We start from the raw sequence: 18,680 nt of genomic DNA, 5'->3' as shown, positions 1-18,680 counted from the left end.
ATGAACTGTGCCCCCAAATAAAGCTGAATGGTAGCCTGATCTAAATCTACACTAAAAAAACAAAATCTATAAAATGGCTGATGCGATGGTTTGTATCTGAAGGCTTTTGAAGGAAGGTAATAAAGTTTATTTAAATCAGAATCTTATGCGTATCTCTTTTGTAAATGATAACCAAGTATCTGGTGCTTAATAGCGTTACCTCACTATGATGCATAAATTTAAAAGGCTACCTTAGTAGCCTCATATAATTAAGAGTACTGATCCCAATCTCTGGGGATAAACCAGTTGGGTGTCCAGTTAACAAACTCTTGCGGGTGAAAATTTTGAGCGATTACTACTAGAGATTTAATAGCTTCAGGCCTCAAACTGAGAACATGATTTTTTTTATCACTTTCGTAATCCCAAAAATGAAACCTGTCACTTTTATCATGTGCTCTACGGCTAGGGCCGAAGTCCATAGGAGCGGTTAATCTCGTGATTGTCGCGTTATCTTCTTTTGAATAAAAAGTTAACATGATTTTAGAGCGACTATGAATCGCATCAATAAATTTATCGCGCATATACTCTCCTTTGTAGTTACTTAGATAATATTCACGATTAGTAGGTTATTGTGTGTGATCGACGCAGCATTTAAACAAACATTGCGAAGTCAAAACTTATTTTTAATTATTGTTATTTGGATGCCCCCACCACGCCTGCTCAGCAGGCGCAGGAATGGCCTTCAGGCCTACCTATTGTGGTGCTGACGATGAATTTTGTGTCGGTAAATCGCATGCAAATCCATGCAAGTTATGCATGCATGGATTTTTAAGGAAAAGCGGAGAGATTTTTAGGGTTCGTTGGGCGGTCTACTGCGCGGTCGGTTCTGCGCACTGCCGTGTGCAATTCAAATTCTGCGGAGGCGTGAATTTTTCACTTGTGGCCTGGTCGACATATAGCGCCCCAAGAATATACCGACCGAGTAGTGTATGGCTTAAATATAAATGGCGGGTTATTGCCCTGAATAATTAATCTCGTAGGTTGTAAGAGCTGTGACAGGCTCCGTACCGTAAGACGCCAGTTACGGATGCGATGCCCTGAGGTTCTCTAGAGAGTTAATATAACGAAAAGTGTGTAATTATGGCATATGTTTGATGCTTTCTGACACTGCAATCCCTGCAAAGTAAGGCGCTCAACACCCCTTACTTTGCAGGGATTGCAGTACTTTGAAGGACTTTTAACGTCTCTTTTACAACTTATTTCTCTGTATCCCATTGCGTGAAATAGCGCTTCAATTTTTCCACAGTAAAACGCCATTTGGGAGTCGTTGGCTTACAGACCGTGTTTTGGTTGCCAAAGAAACCTACCTCATTCACCGCTTCGAGTTCGGATCGGGTTTCCAGCCATTTCACAGGAACAAAATATTCTGATTTGTCGGGATCGTCTGCATTCTGGCGATACAGATCGCTGTATTTAAGAACATCTATTGCAGGCATTTCGCCGTGTTCCGTTTTGATCGTAAAGCTGCTGGCTGGTTCAACTGCGCTCTGAACAATACCAACTCCAACGTAACCCGTTGCTGGGATTTTTACCCAAACGCGGTCGCCCGGCTGAAGCTGTTTTAAAGTCTGACTATACCAGCTTCCACCACCCGCACTGATAAAGCCATATCGACGTGCCTCTTCCCAGACGCGACTTTGCGGATCGCCGAACGAGACATAAAACTCGCCATTCCAGGGTTCCTTAGCATTGGCACTTGTTCCGGCAGTGGCCTGCGCAGCATTGGTTTGCGTTTCGCTCGGATCGATAAGCCAGGCACGACTTAAGAACTGTTCGTCACCGTGCTGGAATACTTTAAAGAACAGAACGTTAATCGAGATGCCATTCTTGCTCAGATAGTCGACGATGCGTTCAGTGGAGGGATCCAGCTCCGCTGCGACAATAATGATTTGATGTGACTTGTTGATGGCATCATCTTCCAGCTCGGCGTTGAAGCGTTGTCTGAATGCGTCACCCAAGTTTCCCCCACCTGAAAATCTATCGTAAATCTGCGACAGACGCTCGGCGGTTAAATCATCCACCCAAGAGGCGTAATCCAGCGCCTGAGCGACCACTTCACGCGGCGTGCGGTCGCGTTTAAGCTCAATCAGGATCAGCGAGGCATCCGGCGCGATAGCTAGCAGATCGATACGCCCTTTATCGAGCGTATTTTCCTGATGCCCAATAATCATCCACTGGTCAGAGAGAATAGTGGGGTCGTTTAAAATCATCTTCTCCAACAGTTGCTCGCTGGCGAGTTTGCTGATGGTTAGCGGCTGGGGATTCTTCCCTATCCGCCAGATTGCATGATGAACCGGCATCGTCTGTTCCTTAGTTTAATGCTGCGTCGGTGAGCGTATCCGCCAGGTGGAGCTGGGTTTGTTGGGCGGATTGAAGGCGGGATTTGAGGTGTTCACATAGTAAATCCAATGCATTTATTTTATCAATAATACGAAATTGCTCGCTCATTGGAGGCAAAGGAAATATCAATTTTTTAAGTAAGCCTAAATTCAGAACATGCATTGTTGAGCCATGGCTCTCTTGGAATAATTCATCTTGAATTAATTTACTTGCTAAAACAGCTTGAATGTAGTTCCTACAAACATCTTTAAATAAGCTTATTTTTACCAATCGAGGGTTAATTATTCCCTCTTGGCATTTATTTGATAAGACGAGTACTTTCCCTATAGTACCTACCAAGCTAATCAGCATATCTCCAGGCTGGACCTTGCATGAGATGAGTGACTCATATTTTTCTCGGTCAACATAATAGTCCCCAAGATTTTCATCACCAGAAATAACCTGCTCTTGACCATAGATCTTATAACCCGTTGGAACATACATTGATTTTTTCAATGCTGAGCCAAAAGGACCTGCCTTAAGTGCATTTGCTTCATTTTTAGCAATATGATCAAACTGACACCACACCCACCCCTGTGGCAACTCAAACGGTTTCTCATCATCACTAATCGGCGGCAACGGTTTTTGTTTTTTAATTTTGCCTTCTTTCACCAGTTGCGCTTTTTCCTGTTCAATGCGTTTAAGCAACTCAGAAGCCGGTTCGTCGTTAGGATCTTGCGGCACCAGCTTACCCATCACAGCCAGTTGCAGAATGGTTTGCTTAAGCGCATCGATGCTCGCTTCGGTGGTAAAGAGTGTGTCGAAATTCTGGCTAATTCGCGCCCAGTTTTCGGCGAGTTCTTCGGCATTTTGACAGTCGGTCAGCGTTGATAGCAGTGTTTCCACCAGTTGCTGATGTGCATCCAAGCTGGTCAGTGATTGTTGCTCCAGTTGGTCGCATAGGGACATTAACTCATTAACTTTTGCAACGATACGCAGTTGTTCTGCTCGCGGAGGAAGGGGGATTACAAGTTTTTCCATCCTTTCTTTTGTCATGTGTATCATGGCAATACCATTGCCTGAAGCCTTTATACTCGCAGATACAGATTCTAGATATAACTTCATAAAGTGTTTATCTAATGATTGCGTATCAAATATGTCCATCTTCCAGATGTGGTAGTGATATATTACTTTACCACCATTCCAGATAAACGGACCAAACGAAGCAGACCAAGAATAAATCAGATCACCATTATCAATATATTTTTCAGGTTCAAGCTCTAAGTCTGAGTAATACCACTCATTTGAGGTAAACAGATTACCGACTCTAAGCAGAGGAGTGCCAGCCTGTAACATTTCATGTTTTTTATATGCCCGACCATTAATTACATTTATTAAATCACCTAGTCTATTGAGCTCCCACCCCTCTGGTAATTCAAACGGCTTCTCATCTTCACTAATCTCTGGCAGCGGCTTCTGCTTTTTAATTTTTCCCTGCTTTACCAGTTCCGCTTTCTCCGCAGCAATACGCTTTAACAACTCCGACGCCGGTTCGTCATTCGGGTCCTGCGGCACCAGTTTGCCGCGCACCGCCAGTTCCAGAATCAGCTCGCGCAGTTTCTTAATGCCGTACAGGTCGATTTTGCCGTTGCTGCCGCGCCCGGCTGTAGAGCGGGTTTGCAGCGCGGAAGACCAGATATCGATATGGTCGGTGATCAGCTTCTCAACGGTCATCAGTTCGCCCCCTTGTTGCCCGCCAGTGCGGCACCGAGAATATCGCGCAGCTGGTTACGAAGCTCGCTGATTTCCGCCTGCTGCTTCTGGTACTGTGCCAGCAGCTCATCCGGATCGTGGCTGATGGTTTCACCCTGATAAGGGTTCTTGATATCAAGGTTGAAGTTGCGTGCGATGATGTCGTCGATGCTCACTTTCCACGCCTGATTGTTCTCTTCACGGCTGGCAAAACCGTCGGCTTCATTCCCCCACCAGTCGATTTCCGCCTGGAACTCTTCAAACTTCATCGGTTTGGTTTTGCTGTAGTTCTTCACGCCGTCCGGGTACGGATGCTCGTAGAACCACACCTCTTTGGTTGGCTGGCCTTTGGTGAAGAACAGAATATTGGTTTTGATACCGGTGTACGGGTTAAACACGCCGTTCGGCAAGCGCACAATGGTATGCAGGTTGCACTCTTCGGTGAGCAGCTTTTTGATTTTGGTTTTCACGCCTTCACCAAACAGCGTGCCGTCCGGCAATACCACCGCCGCGCGGCCTTTGTCTGCCAGCACTTCGATAATCAGTTGCAGGAACAGGTCGGCGGTTTCACGGGTCTGCATCTCTGCCGGGAAGTTCTTCTCAATGCCGTCTTCTTCAGTGCCGCCAAACGGTGGGTTGGTAACAATCACATCAATCTGCTCATCCCAGGAAGAGAGAGGCTTGTTGAGCGTGTTGTCATGACGGATTTGCACCGGTACTTCAATGCCGTGCAGCAGCATATTTGTGGTACACAGCAGGTGTGGAAGCTGTTTTTTCTCGACACCGTGAATTTGCTGTTGCAGGGTTTTATGGTCTTCGGTGGTTTTAACGTAGTTGTCTTTTACATGGTCGAACGCGCAGGCAAGAAAGCCGCCGGTACCACATGCCGGGTCCATAATCGACTCGCCCAGTTTCGGATCAATACGGTTGACCATAAAACGCGTCACCGCACGCGGGGTATAGAACTCACCTGCATTTCCGGCGCTTTGCAGGTCGCGCAGAATCTGTTCGTAGATATCGCCAAACAGGTGGCGCTCCTGGCTGCTGCTGAAGTCGATTTCATTGAGCTTGTTGATCACCTGACGCAGCAGCGTACCGTTTTTCATGTAGTTGTAGGCATCGCTGAACGCCTGTTTGACCACAAAGCCACGCGGGTTCTTATCGATCGGCGCGGTGAGGTTTTTCAGCGTCGGGAACAGGTCGTCGTTCACAAATTCCAGCAACGCATCACCGGTGATGCCTTCGCTGTTCGCCGCCCAGCTACGCCATAGGTAGCGCTGCGGAATAGGGAACTGGTAGTCATCCTGCTCCAGTTCCAGCTCTTCTTCCTGAGTATCAAAAATCTTCAAAAATAGCAGCCATGAAAGCTGCCCCAGACGCTGGGCATCGCCGTCCACACCGGCGTCTTTACGCATAATGTCCTGAAGAGATTTAATGACTGAACTAATCGACATGTTTTCTTTCCATACTTAAAAAGGATGCCACCGGTCGCAGTTGCGGTCAGTGGCAATAAATTTACGTGTTATCAGGCTGAGCGCGGCGGAAGCTGGTAGATTTCGTTCTCCAGTTCGTTAACGGCTTGCTCATACGCCTTTTTGTCGCCAAAGCGGGTTCTGATGATCTCAATTGGGCGACCCAGTGCATCGAACGGCTTCAGTTTTAGCACCTGAACATCCTCGATTTCCTGCACGCCTTCATCGGCGTATTTGTCCAGCAGGGTATTGAGAACCAGCTGAGCCGGTTCGGCGTATTTCGTAAAATAGTTACGCTTACGTACGTTGGCCGCGCGCTCCTGACGGGTTAACGGCGGCTGACCGTACACCACATGACAGAGCAAATCAAACGGGTCGAGATCTTTACCCACCTCTTCGGCCAGCACGTCCCATAGAATTCCCAGCTGCGCCAGTTCTTCAATAATCGCCTGCTTGCGAGGCGCCTCCTGCCATTTGCGCACGAAGCTATCCAGTGAGGCATACTCGCTGTCTTTCAGCATCGTTTTGCGGGTGTAATCCTGGAAGGATTCAGTGACCAACTTGCCGTCAGAATCGTAATACTGAACGCGCTTCGCCAGGACTTTCACCGCCACGCCATTCACATAGAATTTGCGGACTTTGTCTGCATCATCGCTATGAAATTCACCGTTTCCGGAATGGTTGTCGCGGTTAACGTGATACTCAGCAGCGTCTTCTCGCACTTCACTGGCAGGTTTATCGACATCATCATTAAGGGTTTCTTCTTCCAGCCGCTCATTGAAGTCGGAACTTTCATCGGAGATATCGTCGGGTTTAACCACCAGTACTTTTTCCGGCAAACCGTCAAAGCGTGGGTCGGCAAACAGCTCGGTCGCCTTTTTGAAATCGAGAATGGTGAACCACAGCTTGCCGTGCCTTTCGTTGATACGTGTGCCGCGCCCGATGATCTGTTTAAATTTAGTCATCGACTGGATGTTCTGATCCAGTACGACCAGCTTGCAGGTCTGCGCATCAACGCCGGTTGTCATCAGCTCTGATGTTGTCGCGATAACGGGGTAGGCTTTCTTAGGATTAATAAAGTTATCGAGTTGCGCCTTGCCGATGTCATCGTCGCCGGTGATTTTCATCACGTACTTTTCATTCTTCAACACCTGCTCAGGGTTGAGTAACACCAGCGCGTGGCGCATGCGGTCGGCGTGATCGATGTCGTTGCAGAAAACAATGGTTTTATCCATCGGATTGGTGCGCTTCAGGTAATCGGTGATGGTCTGCGCAACCAGCATGGTGCGTTCATCAATGACCAGTTTGCGATCAAAATCTTTCAGGTTATAGATGCGGTCTTCAATCTCTTCGCCGTATTTATCCAGCTGGCCTTTGACGGGCCGCCAGCCCTGAACATCAACATCGATGTCAACGCGCACGACTTTATAGGGGGCGAGAAAACCGTCTTCAATACCCTCTTTGAGAGAATAGGTGTAAACCGGCTCACCGAAGTAATCGATATTGGAGACGTCTTCCGTTTCTTTTGGCGTCGCCGTCAGGCCAACCTGTGTGGCACTGCCGAAATATTCCAGAATCTCTCGCCAGGCTGAATCTTCAGACGCGCTGCCACGGTGGCATTCGTCAATCACAATTAGGTCGAAGAAATTTGGATCTACCTGTTTATAGGCTTTCTGATGTTCTTCCGGTCCGGTAATAGCCTGGTATAACGCAAGATGGACCTCGTACGCCGGATCAATGGTACGTCCGGTAACTTTGGTCATTGCCGTACCGAAAGGCTGGAAATCGTTGTTTTTCGTTTGATCGACCAGAATATTGCGGTCCGCAAGGAACAGGATGCGTTTTTTATTTTTTGCCTTCCACAGCCGCCAGATAATCTGGAACGCGGTATAGGTTTTGCCTGTACCGGTTGCCATCACCAGTAGAATGCGATTCTTTCCTGCCGACACGGCATCTACCGCTCGGTTGATCGCCTGCATCTGATAGTAACGAGGAGATTTGCCGCTACCGTCATCGTAATAATCCTGACTAATAACGGGCAATTGCTCCTGAGTGAACCCTTTCCAGGTACAGTATTTTTGCCAGAGCTGCTCAGGTGTTGGGAAGTCGCTGAGGGCAATTTCGGATTCGAGCTGCTGCGGATTGGTTTTATCGTGGAAGATAAAACCATCACCATTGGAGGCAAACACAAAAGGCACATCAAGCAAGCTGGCGTAGTCCAGGCCCTGCTGCATTCCTTTGCTGATGGCGTGCTTATTGGCCTTGGCTTCGATGACTGCCAACGGCAAGTTCGGCTTGTGGTACAGCACGATATCGGCAGATTTCACTTTGATACGTGAGGCCAGTTTGCCACGGACTACAATTTTGCCATCGCGCAGTTTTACTTCCTGACGAACTTGTGACATGACATCCCAGCCTGCGGTCTTGACGGCAGGCAGGATATATTTGGTGATAATGTCTGTTTCCGTCAGATGAGTTTTGTTTTCGCCAACCATAGCAGAGCTCTCAACGAAATAGGATTAGCTCTGATTTTACACAGATTAATGTATCAGGTAATGAGCTGATCAGGTGTTTTGGGGAACAACTGGCAAAATTAAGGTGGATAATTCGAACTATTAGTATTCTTCACGTTCAAGAACTTACTACATGTTTGTTACTAACAATTTATTGCGATCGTGCTCACAACGTGGACAATACTTAATCATACGAGGCGTTTATATCAACTAAATCAATAATTTCATTTAAGTCACGGGATGGGGAATGGACAGTAACACTCAGGGATTCACTTCATACTGGCGTAATACCTTAGCTGACGCCGAGTCTGGAAAAGGGGCATTTGAGCGCAAAGATGAAGAGTCATTTACTCAGTGGATGAATGTCGATCGGGGCAGGTTGGATGAAGAGATCGTGCAAGCGTTCTTCGAGGGCGAAGACGAGCAGGTTAAGACCGTCGAGGTAATGTTACGACCGCAGGTATGGATCCGCCTGTTAAAGCATGGCAAGGAACGGACGGCAGGCGCACCAGGTATAGTTACGCCTCTGGTTACTTCCGCACTGTTGAACCGAGAGGGCTTTTTGTTCCCCGCATCTCCTGCAACCATTCCCCGTGACCTGCTTGAACCTCTCCCTAAAGGCACCTTTTCTATTGGTGAGATGACAGAATATGACAGGTACAAAACCACACATGATTCGGTCACTTTTGGTCCCGAAGATGAGGATGAACAGCGCGAGGAAACAGACGAACAGCAGGTGGAACGATATGCTCGCTATAAGCAGTTGTGGCAAACGTACCTTAAAGAGACAAATGAACTTTTAAAAAGTGTGGCCGGGAAATGGCTCGATGCACCAGAGCAATATGAGCCGGCTGGATATGGCTATGTGATTAAAGCCAACCAGTCTGGCGGCGCCAGCATTCATATTCTGCCCATGTACGATCATTTACTGTCGTGCAAAAAAGAGGTGCCATTACTGGCACGCTTTGCCTCAAAGGATAAATCTCCTGTTGAGCCGCTCCTTGCCAGTAATGCCATGTTCACTGAGCGTCTGGGCCATTCTGGCGACAAATTTCCTCTGGCTGTCGCACAGCGCGATGCCCTGAGCCATTATCTCACTCAGCAGCCGGGCGATATTCTTGCCGTCAACGGTCCTCCGGGAACCGGAAAAACCACACTGGTGCTCTCTATCATTGCCACGGAGTGGGCGAGGGCGGCGCTTAACAAAACTGAACCACCAGTGGTGATTGCGACTTCAACCAACAACCAGGCGGTTACCAACATTATTGAGGCGTTCGGAAAAGATTTTGCTACCGGCAGCGGGCCTATGGCCGGACGTTGGTTACCTGATGTAAAAAGCTTTGGCGCTTACTTCCCGTCTTCAAGCCGAAAAGCCGAGGCAGCAAAAAAATACCAGACGGAAGACTTTTTTAACCGCGTTGAATCCCTTGAATATGTAGAAGATGCCCGGTTCTTTTTCCTTGAAAAGGCAAGTGCAGCATTTCCGACTGTGGAATGCCATTCACCTGAACAGGTTGTGGATCTCTTGCATCAGCGTTTAGTTGAACTCTCTGCAGAGCTTGAGCAAATCGAGCCTGCGTGGGACGCCCTGAACGCCATCCGCGAGGAGCGGAGCGCCGTCAGCGACGATCTCGAACAGTATATTGAGGATAAAAGAACGTCACTGCTTAATAGCACAAATGAAATCTCGCTATTAACGCAGGGCAAAAAACAGTGGGAACAATATCGCGCCGGTGAGTCGTTCATGTTCGCTCTCTTCTCCTGGCTTCCCGCCGTGCGTACTAAGCGTCACTATCAAATGAAGCTGTTTTTAGAGGCTACGTTTGGCGAAAGAATGACAGCATTCCAGGGCGCTCTGCCCGATGGAATTGATGCCTTTATCAATGGCCTGATTGAGCAAACGCGTAAAGAGCAGGCCGGGTATCAGCAGCAAATGGATCTTGCTGAGGACATCTCCCGACGTGAAAGCGAAGCAGCTATACGCTGGCGCGAGATTACTCGCTCACTGGGAAATCCTGGCGAACCAGAGTTGAGTCTGCGCGAAGCCGATGAACTTGCCGATACACGGCTCCGTTTCCCGGCGTTTTTGCTGGCGACGCATTACTGGGAAGGTCGGTGGCTGATGGATATGGCTGCCATAGATAATATTCAAAAGGAAAAAGGTCGTACTGGTGCGAAAAGTACAAAGGCCCGCTGGCAGCGTAGAATGAAGCTAACCCCCTGTGTAGTCATGACGTGCTTCATGTTTCCTTACCATATGAAAACCAGCGAATTTGTCGGCGGCAATAAGAAATTCGACGATAACTATTTATATAACTTTGCCGATTTACTAATTGTCGACGAAGCGGGACAGGTGCTTCCTGAGGTTGCCGCAGCCTCCTTCGCACTGGCGAAGAAAGCCCTGGTGATTGGTGACACAGAGCAGATTGCGCCTATTTGGAATAGCTTGCCCGGTATTGATATCGGCAACATGGTTGAAGAGAATATCCTTCCTGGTGGTACTCAAGAAGAACTTGCCGAATCTTATGCCCTGGTGTGTGACTCAGGAAAGAGTGCTGCATCTGGCAGTGTCATGAAGATCGCCCAGTTTAACTCGCGTTATCAATATGATCCGGACTTTGCGAGGGGGATGTATCTGTACGAACACCGTCGCTGTTTCGATAACATCATTGGCTACTGTAACACCCTCTGCTATCACGGTAAGTTGCAGCCCAAACGAGGGGAAGAAAAAGAGACAATATTTCCTGCAATGGGATATTTGCATATTGATGGTAAAGGTATGCAGGCCAGTGGAGGAAGCCGTTTTAACGCCTTTGAAGCTGAGACGATAGCTGCGTGGCTTGCGGCGCACAAAGAGGAAATCGAGCGTAATTATGGCGAACCTTTACATAAAGTAGTGGGGGTTGTTACCCCATTTTCGGCACAAGTCAGTACGATTAAATCGTCATTACGAAAGCTGGATATTAATTGTAGTGGTGATGAAAATTCGCTGACAGTCGGTACTGTCCACTCCTTACAGGGAGCGGAACGGGCAATTGTGCTGTTCTCTCCTGTATATTCGAAACATGAAGATGGTGGATTTATCGACAGCGACAGCAGCATGCTGAACGTTGCTGTTTCGCGTGCGAAAGATAGCTTCCTGGTCTTTGGCGATATGGATCTGTTTGAGATCCAACCCGGATCGTCACCACGGGGACTGCTGGCAAAATATCTTTTTGCGTCCACTGAAAATGCATTGCAGTTTGAGTTTCAGGAGCGCCAGGATTTAAGTACTTCGCAAACGCAGATTTCAACCCTGCACGGGGTGGAGCAACATGATGCGTTTCTGAACGAGACTTTTGACGCTATTAATCAGAGTATTACTATCGTTTCTCCGTGGCTCACCTGGCAAAAGCTGGAGCAGACCGGTTTTCTGGCGTCGATGTCTCAGGCGCGCGCCCGTGGCATTGATATCACTGTAGTAACGGATAAAACCTTTAATACAGAGCATACAGATTTTGAAAAGCGGAAAGAGAAACATCAGCGTCTGAATGAAGCCTTGGAAAAGTTGAATGAAATGGGTATCACTACGAAGCTGGTCAACCGTGTTCACAGTAAGATTGTGGTTGGTGATGAGGGGCTGCTCTGCGTCGGTTCCTTTAACTGGTTTAGCGCCGCGCGAGAGGAAAGATACCAGCGATACGATACGTCGATGGTCTATCGCGGTGATAGCTTAAAAGCTGAGATCAAAACGATTTATTCCAGCCTTGAGCAGCGGCAGTTATAAAACGGTATGAAGTGCCTGAGCACCCTTATAAATCACAGGGTGCTCAGAATGTTTAATACAATCATGTCTATTAACCCTTAAAAACATTTTGTCGGTGCCATTGCATGTAATTGTATGAGGGTTTCGGCAACGCAATGATCCTCTCTGGTAAATTCAGTTTGTCGCATGTACCAAAATCAAGATGATTGCTTATCAGAACGTCACCTTCGTTAGCGAATGAAATCCAGCCAGAGTCAAATAAAGTATCAATATGAGCCGCAAGCATGAGACCGTTATACGGATCTAATCTTTCTTTCGCAGTTTGGCATGCGGACCAGGGCATGATATGGCTCGCTCTCAATAATGGCTGAAATGTAATACCTGTTACAGGACAGGCGGGATACAGTCTCAGGCATTCTGCCCGGAAATTACCTTGTCCGATTCTGGCCTGAATCAATGCTGTTCGGGTTGTTTCGTCTATCGCGAGATCCTGAGTGATAATATCAATGTCTGGTTGAACGAGAGCGATTCGGTCGTTCGGGTTTTCATTTACCTCAAATGGCTCATGTGTTTCAAACCCCAGTTCCTTGAACAGCGCAGAGTGAAATTCTATAGGTAAATATTGTACAACTACCTGTTTTGCGAGCGAATCGATCAAGAGTTTCTGATTTTGTAATAGAAAAAAGGAGGTAACATCAAAGCCACCGCGCACGTTGTTATCTAAGACCTTCTGCAGCCTCGGTTCCTCAGGGCTTTTAAGGAGTGCAGAGTCTGTTCCTTCCAGTGCCCAGAAGCCATCATGCTTTAACCGCCAGAATGGCATTAGAACTTCATAGTTGCTTCGTTTTGGCCCGTAGCGTTTTAGCAAATCTCGTAGTTGATCTTGTATTTCGTCCTGAAACTGGAAAAGTCGCTCATGGCCTTTCTTGTACTGGGAAAGAACGTACAGAACAAGTAAGGGTTTATTCAACGCTGGTGCTTTGTTGTACCAGGCTGTTTTCATCCCGGCAATTTTTTGACTAAGAGATTTTGCGATGGTCATAGTTCGGTTACAGGAGCCAGTAGTTTTGCGATGATGCTCGCAAAACACAGACCAATCAACCCACAATCAACAAAAACATGACATTACCGTACATAACACTATTTCCTGAATCCCCCTCGCAAATTTAAAATTTACCCCACACCAAACCGCTGTATTTATATTCAGTCCTGTATAATGAGCACCAGGAATTACGCCGAACGGCAAAGGAAGTATCAAAGAAAATTTAACGAGCAATTCGCGATATGAAGGTGCTGCAACACCCCCATACCGCTAACCACAACCAACTAGACAGGAGTTGAAAATGGCTGCGACGAATTTTAAGCCAGAGTTTACTGTTTGCAAAACAGAATCAGACGCTTTCACCGGCATGATTGAAAACCGCGAGCTGGTACGCAAAAACAGCGCCCGCCGACTTCACGGCAACCAGCTCAATGCGGCGCCCGTCCATCCCCGCGCGGAGACGCCGCAGGACAGTGCCGCCTGCTGCGAACTGTATGCACGCATAGACATGAAATATCTTCTGCTGGGCGGCGAGTGGTTAGCCCGTGCGGGCTTTATCGACGGCATGCCCGTAAAAATCCGCGCCATGAAAGACTGTATTGTGATTACGCCACAACATACAAGAGAATTATGGGGATGCCTGGAAGGTATGAGCGTGGTGAATATAAATAAAAAGAAAGTGGCGCAGTGGTTGAAGACGTTTCCGGGAGCGTTGAATGATACCGGCGATATACCGGTTGTTAAGCGTGGAACAGGGCAGGCGATCTCTGAGTAACCTGCTTCCCACCTAATGTAACCCTTGAAGCAACAAAACGGGCATGTCATCCCATGCCCGTTGTAAGTAAAAATCAATCGTGCTTAACCTGCTCTTTCACCGCGTTAACCAGCGCAGCGTGAAGTTCGCCGACGGTTAAATCACATATAACAGGTTCGGGTATGCCACGTATCCAGCGGATAAACCGACAGATGCCAAAAAAGTCTAAACCTTCACCCGTAAACAGATACTCGTTCTCAGCAAGAGAGAACGTTTTCATATAGCCATCTTCTTCCGTGGCAAGCTGAACGCCAAACGCTTCTTCGCAGTCTTCCAGTAGGTCTTCGCCGTCGATACCGCAAATATGCAAATCGGCCTCAATCAACGTATTGCTATCGATAGGTTTACGATGCTCACCTGAGGAGTTTCGAATAACCTCAATGACTTGTGAGAGAGTGGGTTCCATAATGATGCTCTCCTTTAAAGCGGTAGAAATAATCGCTAGCGCTTCCCGGCGGTGCTCCCCTTGGTCGGACCGACAAGCACAAAGTTACCTCGGCCCGAGAAATTTTAAAGTCAGTTCAGGCTATCGCCATATGATTCCAGGCATCTCTGTAAACGATATTCCCATCACAGTGTTTCCAGGTGATTGCTTCATATCTTAGCTCGATCGTCTCTGTATGAGTTCCTGTTCCAGAACCCGGAAACAGATTGGGCGTAATACCCGTGACTTTTACGTTCTCCAGGATAATGTTGAAATATTCTCTCTCGATTCCTGCATCATCAATTTGATACATTTTGATCGTAGCCGATTTTAGCGTTTGGTTTTCACACAGTGCTCTGATGAGAATCGGTGTCGTTTTATCAAATTCTTTCTGAACGGCAATCGGCGTATGTACACGGGTACCTGTTAGTCGGCCTGTATTTCCACTCACAGGAATGGTGAGGTGATGAGCGACCGCCTTTAATTCAATAGCGCCTAACCTACCGGACACCATGGAACCACCTACGACGGGTGAGCCATTAGCATCGGTTAACCAAAGATATGCTGGATTTGACATGATTATTCCTCATCTATTTTTACAAAAGAAGGTAGGTGCAACATCGCCACGACCCATATGAACAAGCCAATAATTTTCAGCGGCCATGGTTCAAGGACAGCTATACAAGCAAATGCACCGATGATCAGTAAGGGGCCCGATAACACATCCAGGATCCCACCAAAAATGGATATCTTTCCTGGCAGTAATTTATTCATTACTAATGAAATAATGTAAGCACTTAGGGTAATGATGCAAAAAGAGATTGTTTTATCATGCCAGGTTTCGAATTCAACCCAGCAAAGGATATAGGCTAATACTAAGTATGAGCAAAGAAGCAGGTTTATAATTGGGATGATAAACTTACTCATACGCGCCTGCCGTAGTGTGTGCAGTTAGTTTTTCATTAACTTTCTTCATGATCTGATTAAATACAGGTTTTCCTTCTGAGTAACCTGCATGGATAGCATCTACGAAAGGCTGGACGGCATCAGCGAACAGAAAATAAAGTAGGTCATAGTCTCTGGGTCTCAGAAGTTGATATACTTCTGGGGCTTCTGCTTTGAGTCTGTCAGATGTCCTAATTGATCGTTCAGCCATTCCCCCAAATAAAAGAAGTGTGCTCAGTGCTGTGATTGGGTTACCTTTCCCTTTAAAAACAACAAACGTAAAAGATGTTCTTTCAATAACATGCTTCGCGATAGTGGATGCAATAAAATTGGTTGATACTCTACCTGCAATTGAAGTCATTACAGATCTGTATATTTTATCCTGCTCCGCTTCTGTTAAATATCTGTTGAATTCTTTAAGTATAATTTTGACAGAGTTGACAATGTTTTCGTAATTCAAAATGTCGTTTTTTATGGCAGTCATCATTCTTATACGTTGAGTTTCACGAGCATACCTGGCATCCGTGTCAAAGATACCATAAATCAGATATCCATAATCTAGCGGTACTGATAGCCCTCCATTTATAAGCCCAGTAACAGTATCAGGAGAAGCGATAATGTTGCATAATCTCCGGGCTATATCTTCTACATCAGCCATAATAATCCTTTAAATACGCAATAAAGGATTTATCAATGTAATATTATTGTGATTGAAGCAATTTATCTTATCTAAATGAGGAATTAAGAATTGTTAGAGGTATCAATTTCATCTTTAATGAGATAATCAGCGGTTTCATGCCTATCCCACGCACTCCACCGCTAAACCTACTTTAACTAAACACCGGCACCCCCAGCCCCATCTTCACCTCCCTCAACGTCCCTTGCGTCACCCCCTGTGCCCGTTCCGTCCCGCGCTTCAGCATCGCCATCAGCTCCCCCTTATCCCGCATATACATCGCCCGACGCTCCCGCATTGGCGCAATCAGCTCCTGCAGGCACGCCTCCAGCTCGTTCTTGCAAACCCGATCCCCAAGCCCACCCGCCTGATAGTGCGCCTTCATCGCCGCCACTTTCTCCTTGTCCGGATGAAACGCGTCGAGGTACGTAAACACCACGTTCCCCTCAATCTGCCCCGGGTCGCTCACCTTCAGGTGGTTCGGGTCGGTGTACATGGCGCTGACCGCACGGTGAATGGTCTCTTCGCTGGCCGAAAGATGCAGCGTGTTGCCCAGCGATTTCGACATCTTGGCGCTGCCGTCGATGCCGGGCAGGCGGCTGGTGTCGCTCAGCATCGCCTTGCAGTGGCGCAGCACCGGGGCGGGCAGCAGGCTGTTCATCTTGTGCACAATCTCGTTGGTCTGCTCAATCATCGGCAACTGGTCGTCGCCGACGGGCACGCACTCGGCCTTGAACGCGGTGATGTCCGCCGCCTGGCTGATGGGGTAGGCCATAAACCCGACCGGCAGCGAGCGGGCAAAGCCCTTCTGCGCAATCTCGTTTTTCACCGTCGGGTTACGCTCCACGCGGGCAACGGTGACGATGTTCATATACAGCATCGTCAGCTCGGCGAGGGCGGGCAGGGCGGATTGCAGGCAGATCGTGGTCAGGTTCGGGTCTATGCCCGCGGCGAGGTAGTCGGCCAGCACTTCGGGGATGTTGTCGCGGATCTTCTGTGGGTTGCTGCCGTTGTCGGTCAGCCCCTGCAGGTCGGCAATCAGCACATACTAGTTGTGCGTCTGCTGCAACGCCACGCGCTGGCGCAGCGATCCGACGAAGTGGCCAAGGTGCAGCGGGCCGGTTGGGCGGTCGCCGGTGAGGATGGTCTGCGGGTTCATAAAGACTCCTTAACGTTGTAAAGCCGAAAGGGGTCTTAGAAAAGTGAAAGCCGCCTTTCGGCGGCTATCTGAAAATGGGGAAAACTACTCCGTGCCGCCTTTAAGAAGGCAGCCACCAGCGGTTTACGGTGAGCACGGCGTGGTTTATGTTCATGCTTTTACCGTATCACGTCCGGCGCGAAAAACAAAAGGGCACGTCATGCTGCAATCACTCAACCATCTGACCCTCGCGGTCAGCGACCTGCAAAAAAGCGTCACCTTCTGGCACGAGCTGCTGGGCCTGACCCTGCACGCCCGCTGGAATACCGGGGCCTATCTCACCTGCGGCGATCTGTGGGTCTGCCTGTCGTACGACGAGGCGCGCCAGTACGTGCCGTCGCAGGAGAGTGACTACACCCACTACGCGTTTACCGTGGCGGAAGAGGATTTTGAACCGTTCTCGCAAAGGCTCGAGCAGGCGGGCGTCACCGTCTGGAAGCAGAACAAAAGCGAGGGGGCATCGTTCTATTTTCTCGACCCGGACGGGCACAAGCTGGAGCTGCACGTGGGTAGCCTCGCCGCGCGGCTGGCGGCGTGTCGCGAGAAGCCCTATGCGGGCATGGTGTTTACCTCAGACAAGGCTTGAGGCGCGCACCTTCAGCCTGCCCGCCAGCGTCACGTGCGTGGCGGCATCTTCCTGATTGCACAGGTACTCCACCGCCAGCCGTCCCAGCTCGCTGTAAGGCAACTGGATGCTGGTCAGCGGCGGGGTGAGCTGCTCGGAAATCTTCTGGTCGTCGTAGCCCGCCAGCAGCATGTCCTGCGGGATGCGCACGCCGTTCACCGCCAGCGCCTGATAGCAGCCAATCGCCAGCCAGTCGCTGGCGCAGAAGATGGCGTCCGGGCGCTCGGCCAGTTCCAGCAGCGAAGCTGTCGCGGTAAAGGACTCGCTGAACTGCCAGTTGGTCTGGCGCACCAGTCCGTCGTCGCACGCGAGTCCGGCCTGCTGTAATGCTGCCTGGTAGCCCGCCAGACGCTGGCGCGAGGCCTCCATCCAGCTCTCGCCGGTGATGTGGGCGATGCGTGTGGCGCCGCAGGCGATGAGGTGTCTGGTAACCTGGAAAGCGTTGGCGTAGTCGTCCGGAATAAACGACGGCAGCAGCGGCGAGCCGGGGTCGCGCTGGTTGAGCAGCACCAGCGGGATACGGGTGCAGTCCTGGAAGGCCGTCATATCGACGACGTTCGTGACCGGAGAGGCAAGGATAATCCCGATGCAGTTGCGCTTGTCCAGCTGGCGGATGATGTTCAGGGCCAGCTCCACGTCGTCGCCGTAGTCGTAGACGGTGAGCAGGGTCTCGTTGCGCCACGCCGCTTCCCGCGCCTGGCTGATGGCGTCGATAAACGGGTCGAAGCTCTGCATGGAGCTGACCAGCAGGGCGATCTCTTCCTGGTTGCGCGGGGCGTGAACGGCGGGGAGGCGGTCGTAGCCGAGCTCGGTGGCGACGTTGATCACCCGCTGGCGGGTGTCGTCGCTGAGCTTGATGTTGCGGGACTGGTTGAGCACCAGCGATACCGTCGCCTGCGACACCCCTGCCGCCCGCGCAATATCGTTCATCGTCACTTTTGTTTTTCGCTTCATCCGTCCTCTCCCTTTCGCGATTTCGCATCATACCCTAACCGCACGCTTTAGCGCCGTCGATCACGTTTCTCATCCATCGAAGCGTGAACTTTGTGAGAGGCGTCGCTTTTCTGAGCGCCACGATTTGCGCATTTATTCTGCAACTAATATTTATTAGCTAAA

Annotated in this window: 14 protein-coding genes and 1 pseudogene; 3 read left to right on the top strand and 12 right to left on the bottom strand. The window is 49.0% G+C overall.

Annotated elements, in window-relative coordinates; genetic code table 11:
• Window positions 1-248: 248 nt before the first annotated feature.
• The 5 genes from O1722_RS20440 to hsdR all read right to left on the bottom strand — a co-directional run bounded on the left by O1722_RS20440 (window position 249) and on the right by hsdR (window position 8,077).
• On the bottom strand, window positions 249-560 hold the full coding sequence (locus tag O1722_RS20440; protein WP_033487911.1) for a hypothetical protein: 312 nt from the start codon (window positions 558-560) through the stop codon (window positions 249-251).
• A 675-nt stretch (window positions 561-1,235) separates the two neighbouring features.
• Window positions 1,236-2,339 (bottom strand): PDDEXK family nuclease, encoded by a 1,104-nt coding sequence (locus O1722_RS20435; protein ID WP_033487912.1) that lies wholly within the window; start codon window positions 2,337-2,339, stop codon window positions 1,236-1,238.
• 10 nt (window positions 2,340-2,349) lie between these two features.
• Window positions 2,350-4,092, bottom strand: coding sequence for a restriction endonuclease subunit S (locus O1722_RS20430; RefSeq protein ID WP_033487913.1), 1,743 nt, complete (start codon window positions 4,090-4,092; stop codon window positions 2,350-2,352).
• Window positions 4,092-5,564 carry an N-6 DNA methylase gene (locus tag O1722_RS20425; RefSeq protein WP_033487914.1) on the bottom strand — a complete coding sequence of 491 codons (1,473 nt, stop codon included), beginning with the start codon at window positions 5,562-5,564 and terminating at the stop codon, window positions 4,092-4,094. Before O1722_RS20425 ends, O1722_RS20430 begins: the two co-directional genes overlap by 1 nt.
• A gap of 71 nt (window positions 5,565-5,635) precedes the next feature.
• Window positions 5,636-8,077 (bottom strand): EcoAI/FtnUII family type I restriction enzme subunit R, encoded by a 2,442-nt coding sequence (hsdR, locus tag O1722_RS20420; protein WP_033487915.1) that lies wholly within the window; start codon window positions 8,075-8,077, stop codon window positions 5,636-5,638.
• Window positions 8,078-8,342: 265 nt separating this feature from the next.
• Between hsdR and O1722_RS20415 the strand changes: the two genes are divergently transcribed.
• A complete protein-coding gene (locus O1722_RS20415) occupies window positions 8,343-11,861 on the top strand; it encodes an AAA domain-containing protein (RefSeq protein WP_033487916.1) in 3,519 nt (1,172 codons plus the stop codon).
• 70 nt (window positions 11,862-11,931) lie between these two features.
• On the opposite strand, the gene O1722_RS20410 is transcribed toward O1722_RS20415, so the two are convergent.
• Window positions 11,932-12,882 carry an HNH endonuclease gene (locus O1722_RS20410; protein ID WP_050515904.1) on the bottom strand — a complete coding sequence of 317 codons (951 nt, stop codon included), beginning with the start codon at window positions 12,880-12,882 and terminating at the stop codon, window positions 11,932-11,934.
• 301 nt (window positions 12,883-13,183) lie between these two features.
• On the opposite strand from O1722_RS20410, the gene O1722_RS20405 reads away from it, so the two are divergent.
• The gene (locus O1722_RS20405) at window positions 13,184-13,657 is read left to right on the top strand and encodes a SymE family type I addiction module toxin (protein WP_072203308.1); all 474 of its coding nucleotides are present in this window, start codon (window positions 13,184-13,186) and stop codon (window positions 13,655-13,657) included.
• Window positions 13,658-13,730: 73 nt separating this feature from the next.
• Here O1722_RS20405 and O1722_RS20400 read toward each other — a convergent pair whose 3' ends face one another.
• The 5 genes and pseudogenes from O1722_RS20400 to trpS all read right to left on the bottom strand — a co-directional run bounded on the left by O1722_RS20400 (window position 13,731) and on the right by trpS (window position 16,900).
• Window positions 13,731-14,102, bottom strand: a complete 372-nt coding sequence (locus O1722_RS20400; RefSeq protein WP_033487917.1) for a hypothetical protein — start codon at window positions 14,100-14,102, stop codon at window positions 13,731-13,733.
• A gap of 115 nt (window positions 14,103-14,217) precedes the next feature.
• Window positions 14,218-14,697, bottom strand: a complete 480-nt coding sequence (locus O1722_RS20395) for an Hcp family type VI secretion system effector (protein ID WP_058686530.1) — start codon at window positions 14,695-14,697, stop codon at window positions 14,218-14,220.
• Window positions 14,698-14,699: 2 nt separating this feature from the next.
• On the bottom strand, window positions 14,700-15,047 hold the full coding sequence (locus O1722_RS20390) for a hypothetical protein (RefSeq protein ID WP_058686531.1): 348 nt from the start codon (window positions 15,045-15,047) through the stop codon (window positions 14,700-14,702).
• A complete protein-coding gene (locus O1722_RS20385) occupies window positions 15,040-15,723 on the bottom strand; it encodes a hypothetical protein (protein ID WP_058686532.1) in 684 nt (227 codons plus the stop codon). The genes O1722_RS20390 and O1722_RS20385 overlap by 8 nt, the downstream gene beginning before the upstream one ends.
• Window positions 15,724-15,895: 172 nt before the next feature.
• Window positions 15,896-16,900: pseudogene (gene trpS, locus O1722_RS20380) on the bottom strand (tryptophan--tRNA ligase).
• Window positions 16,901-17,099: 199 nt separating this feature from the next.
• Between trpS and fosA the strand changes: the two are divergent.
• Window positions 17,100-17,525 (top strand): FosA/FosA2 family fosfomycin resistance glutathione transferase, encoded by a 426-nt coding sequence (gene fosA / locus O1722_RS20375; RefSeq protein ID WP_058686534.1) that lies wholly within the window; start codon window positions 17,100-17,102, stop codon window positions 17,523-17,525.
• Here fosA and O1722_RS20370 read toward each other — a convergent pair.
• On the bottom strand, window positions 17,511-18,518 hold the full coding sequence (locus O1722_RS20370) for a LacI family DNA-binding transcriptional regulator (RefSeq protein WP_017383881.1): 1,008 nt from the start codon (window positions 18,516-18,518) through the stop codon (window positions 17,511-17,513). The two genes, fosA and O1722_RS20370, sit on opposite strands and share 15 nt — an antisense overlap.
• Between the last annotated feature and the right edge of the window lie 162 nt (window positions 18,519-18,680).

The organism is Enterobacter cloacae complex sp. HYC003_NIDB (assembly GCF_056673375.1).
This window is presented reverse-complemented; position numbering and strand designations above follow the sequence as displayed.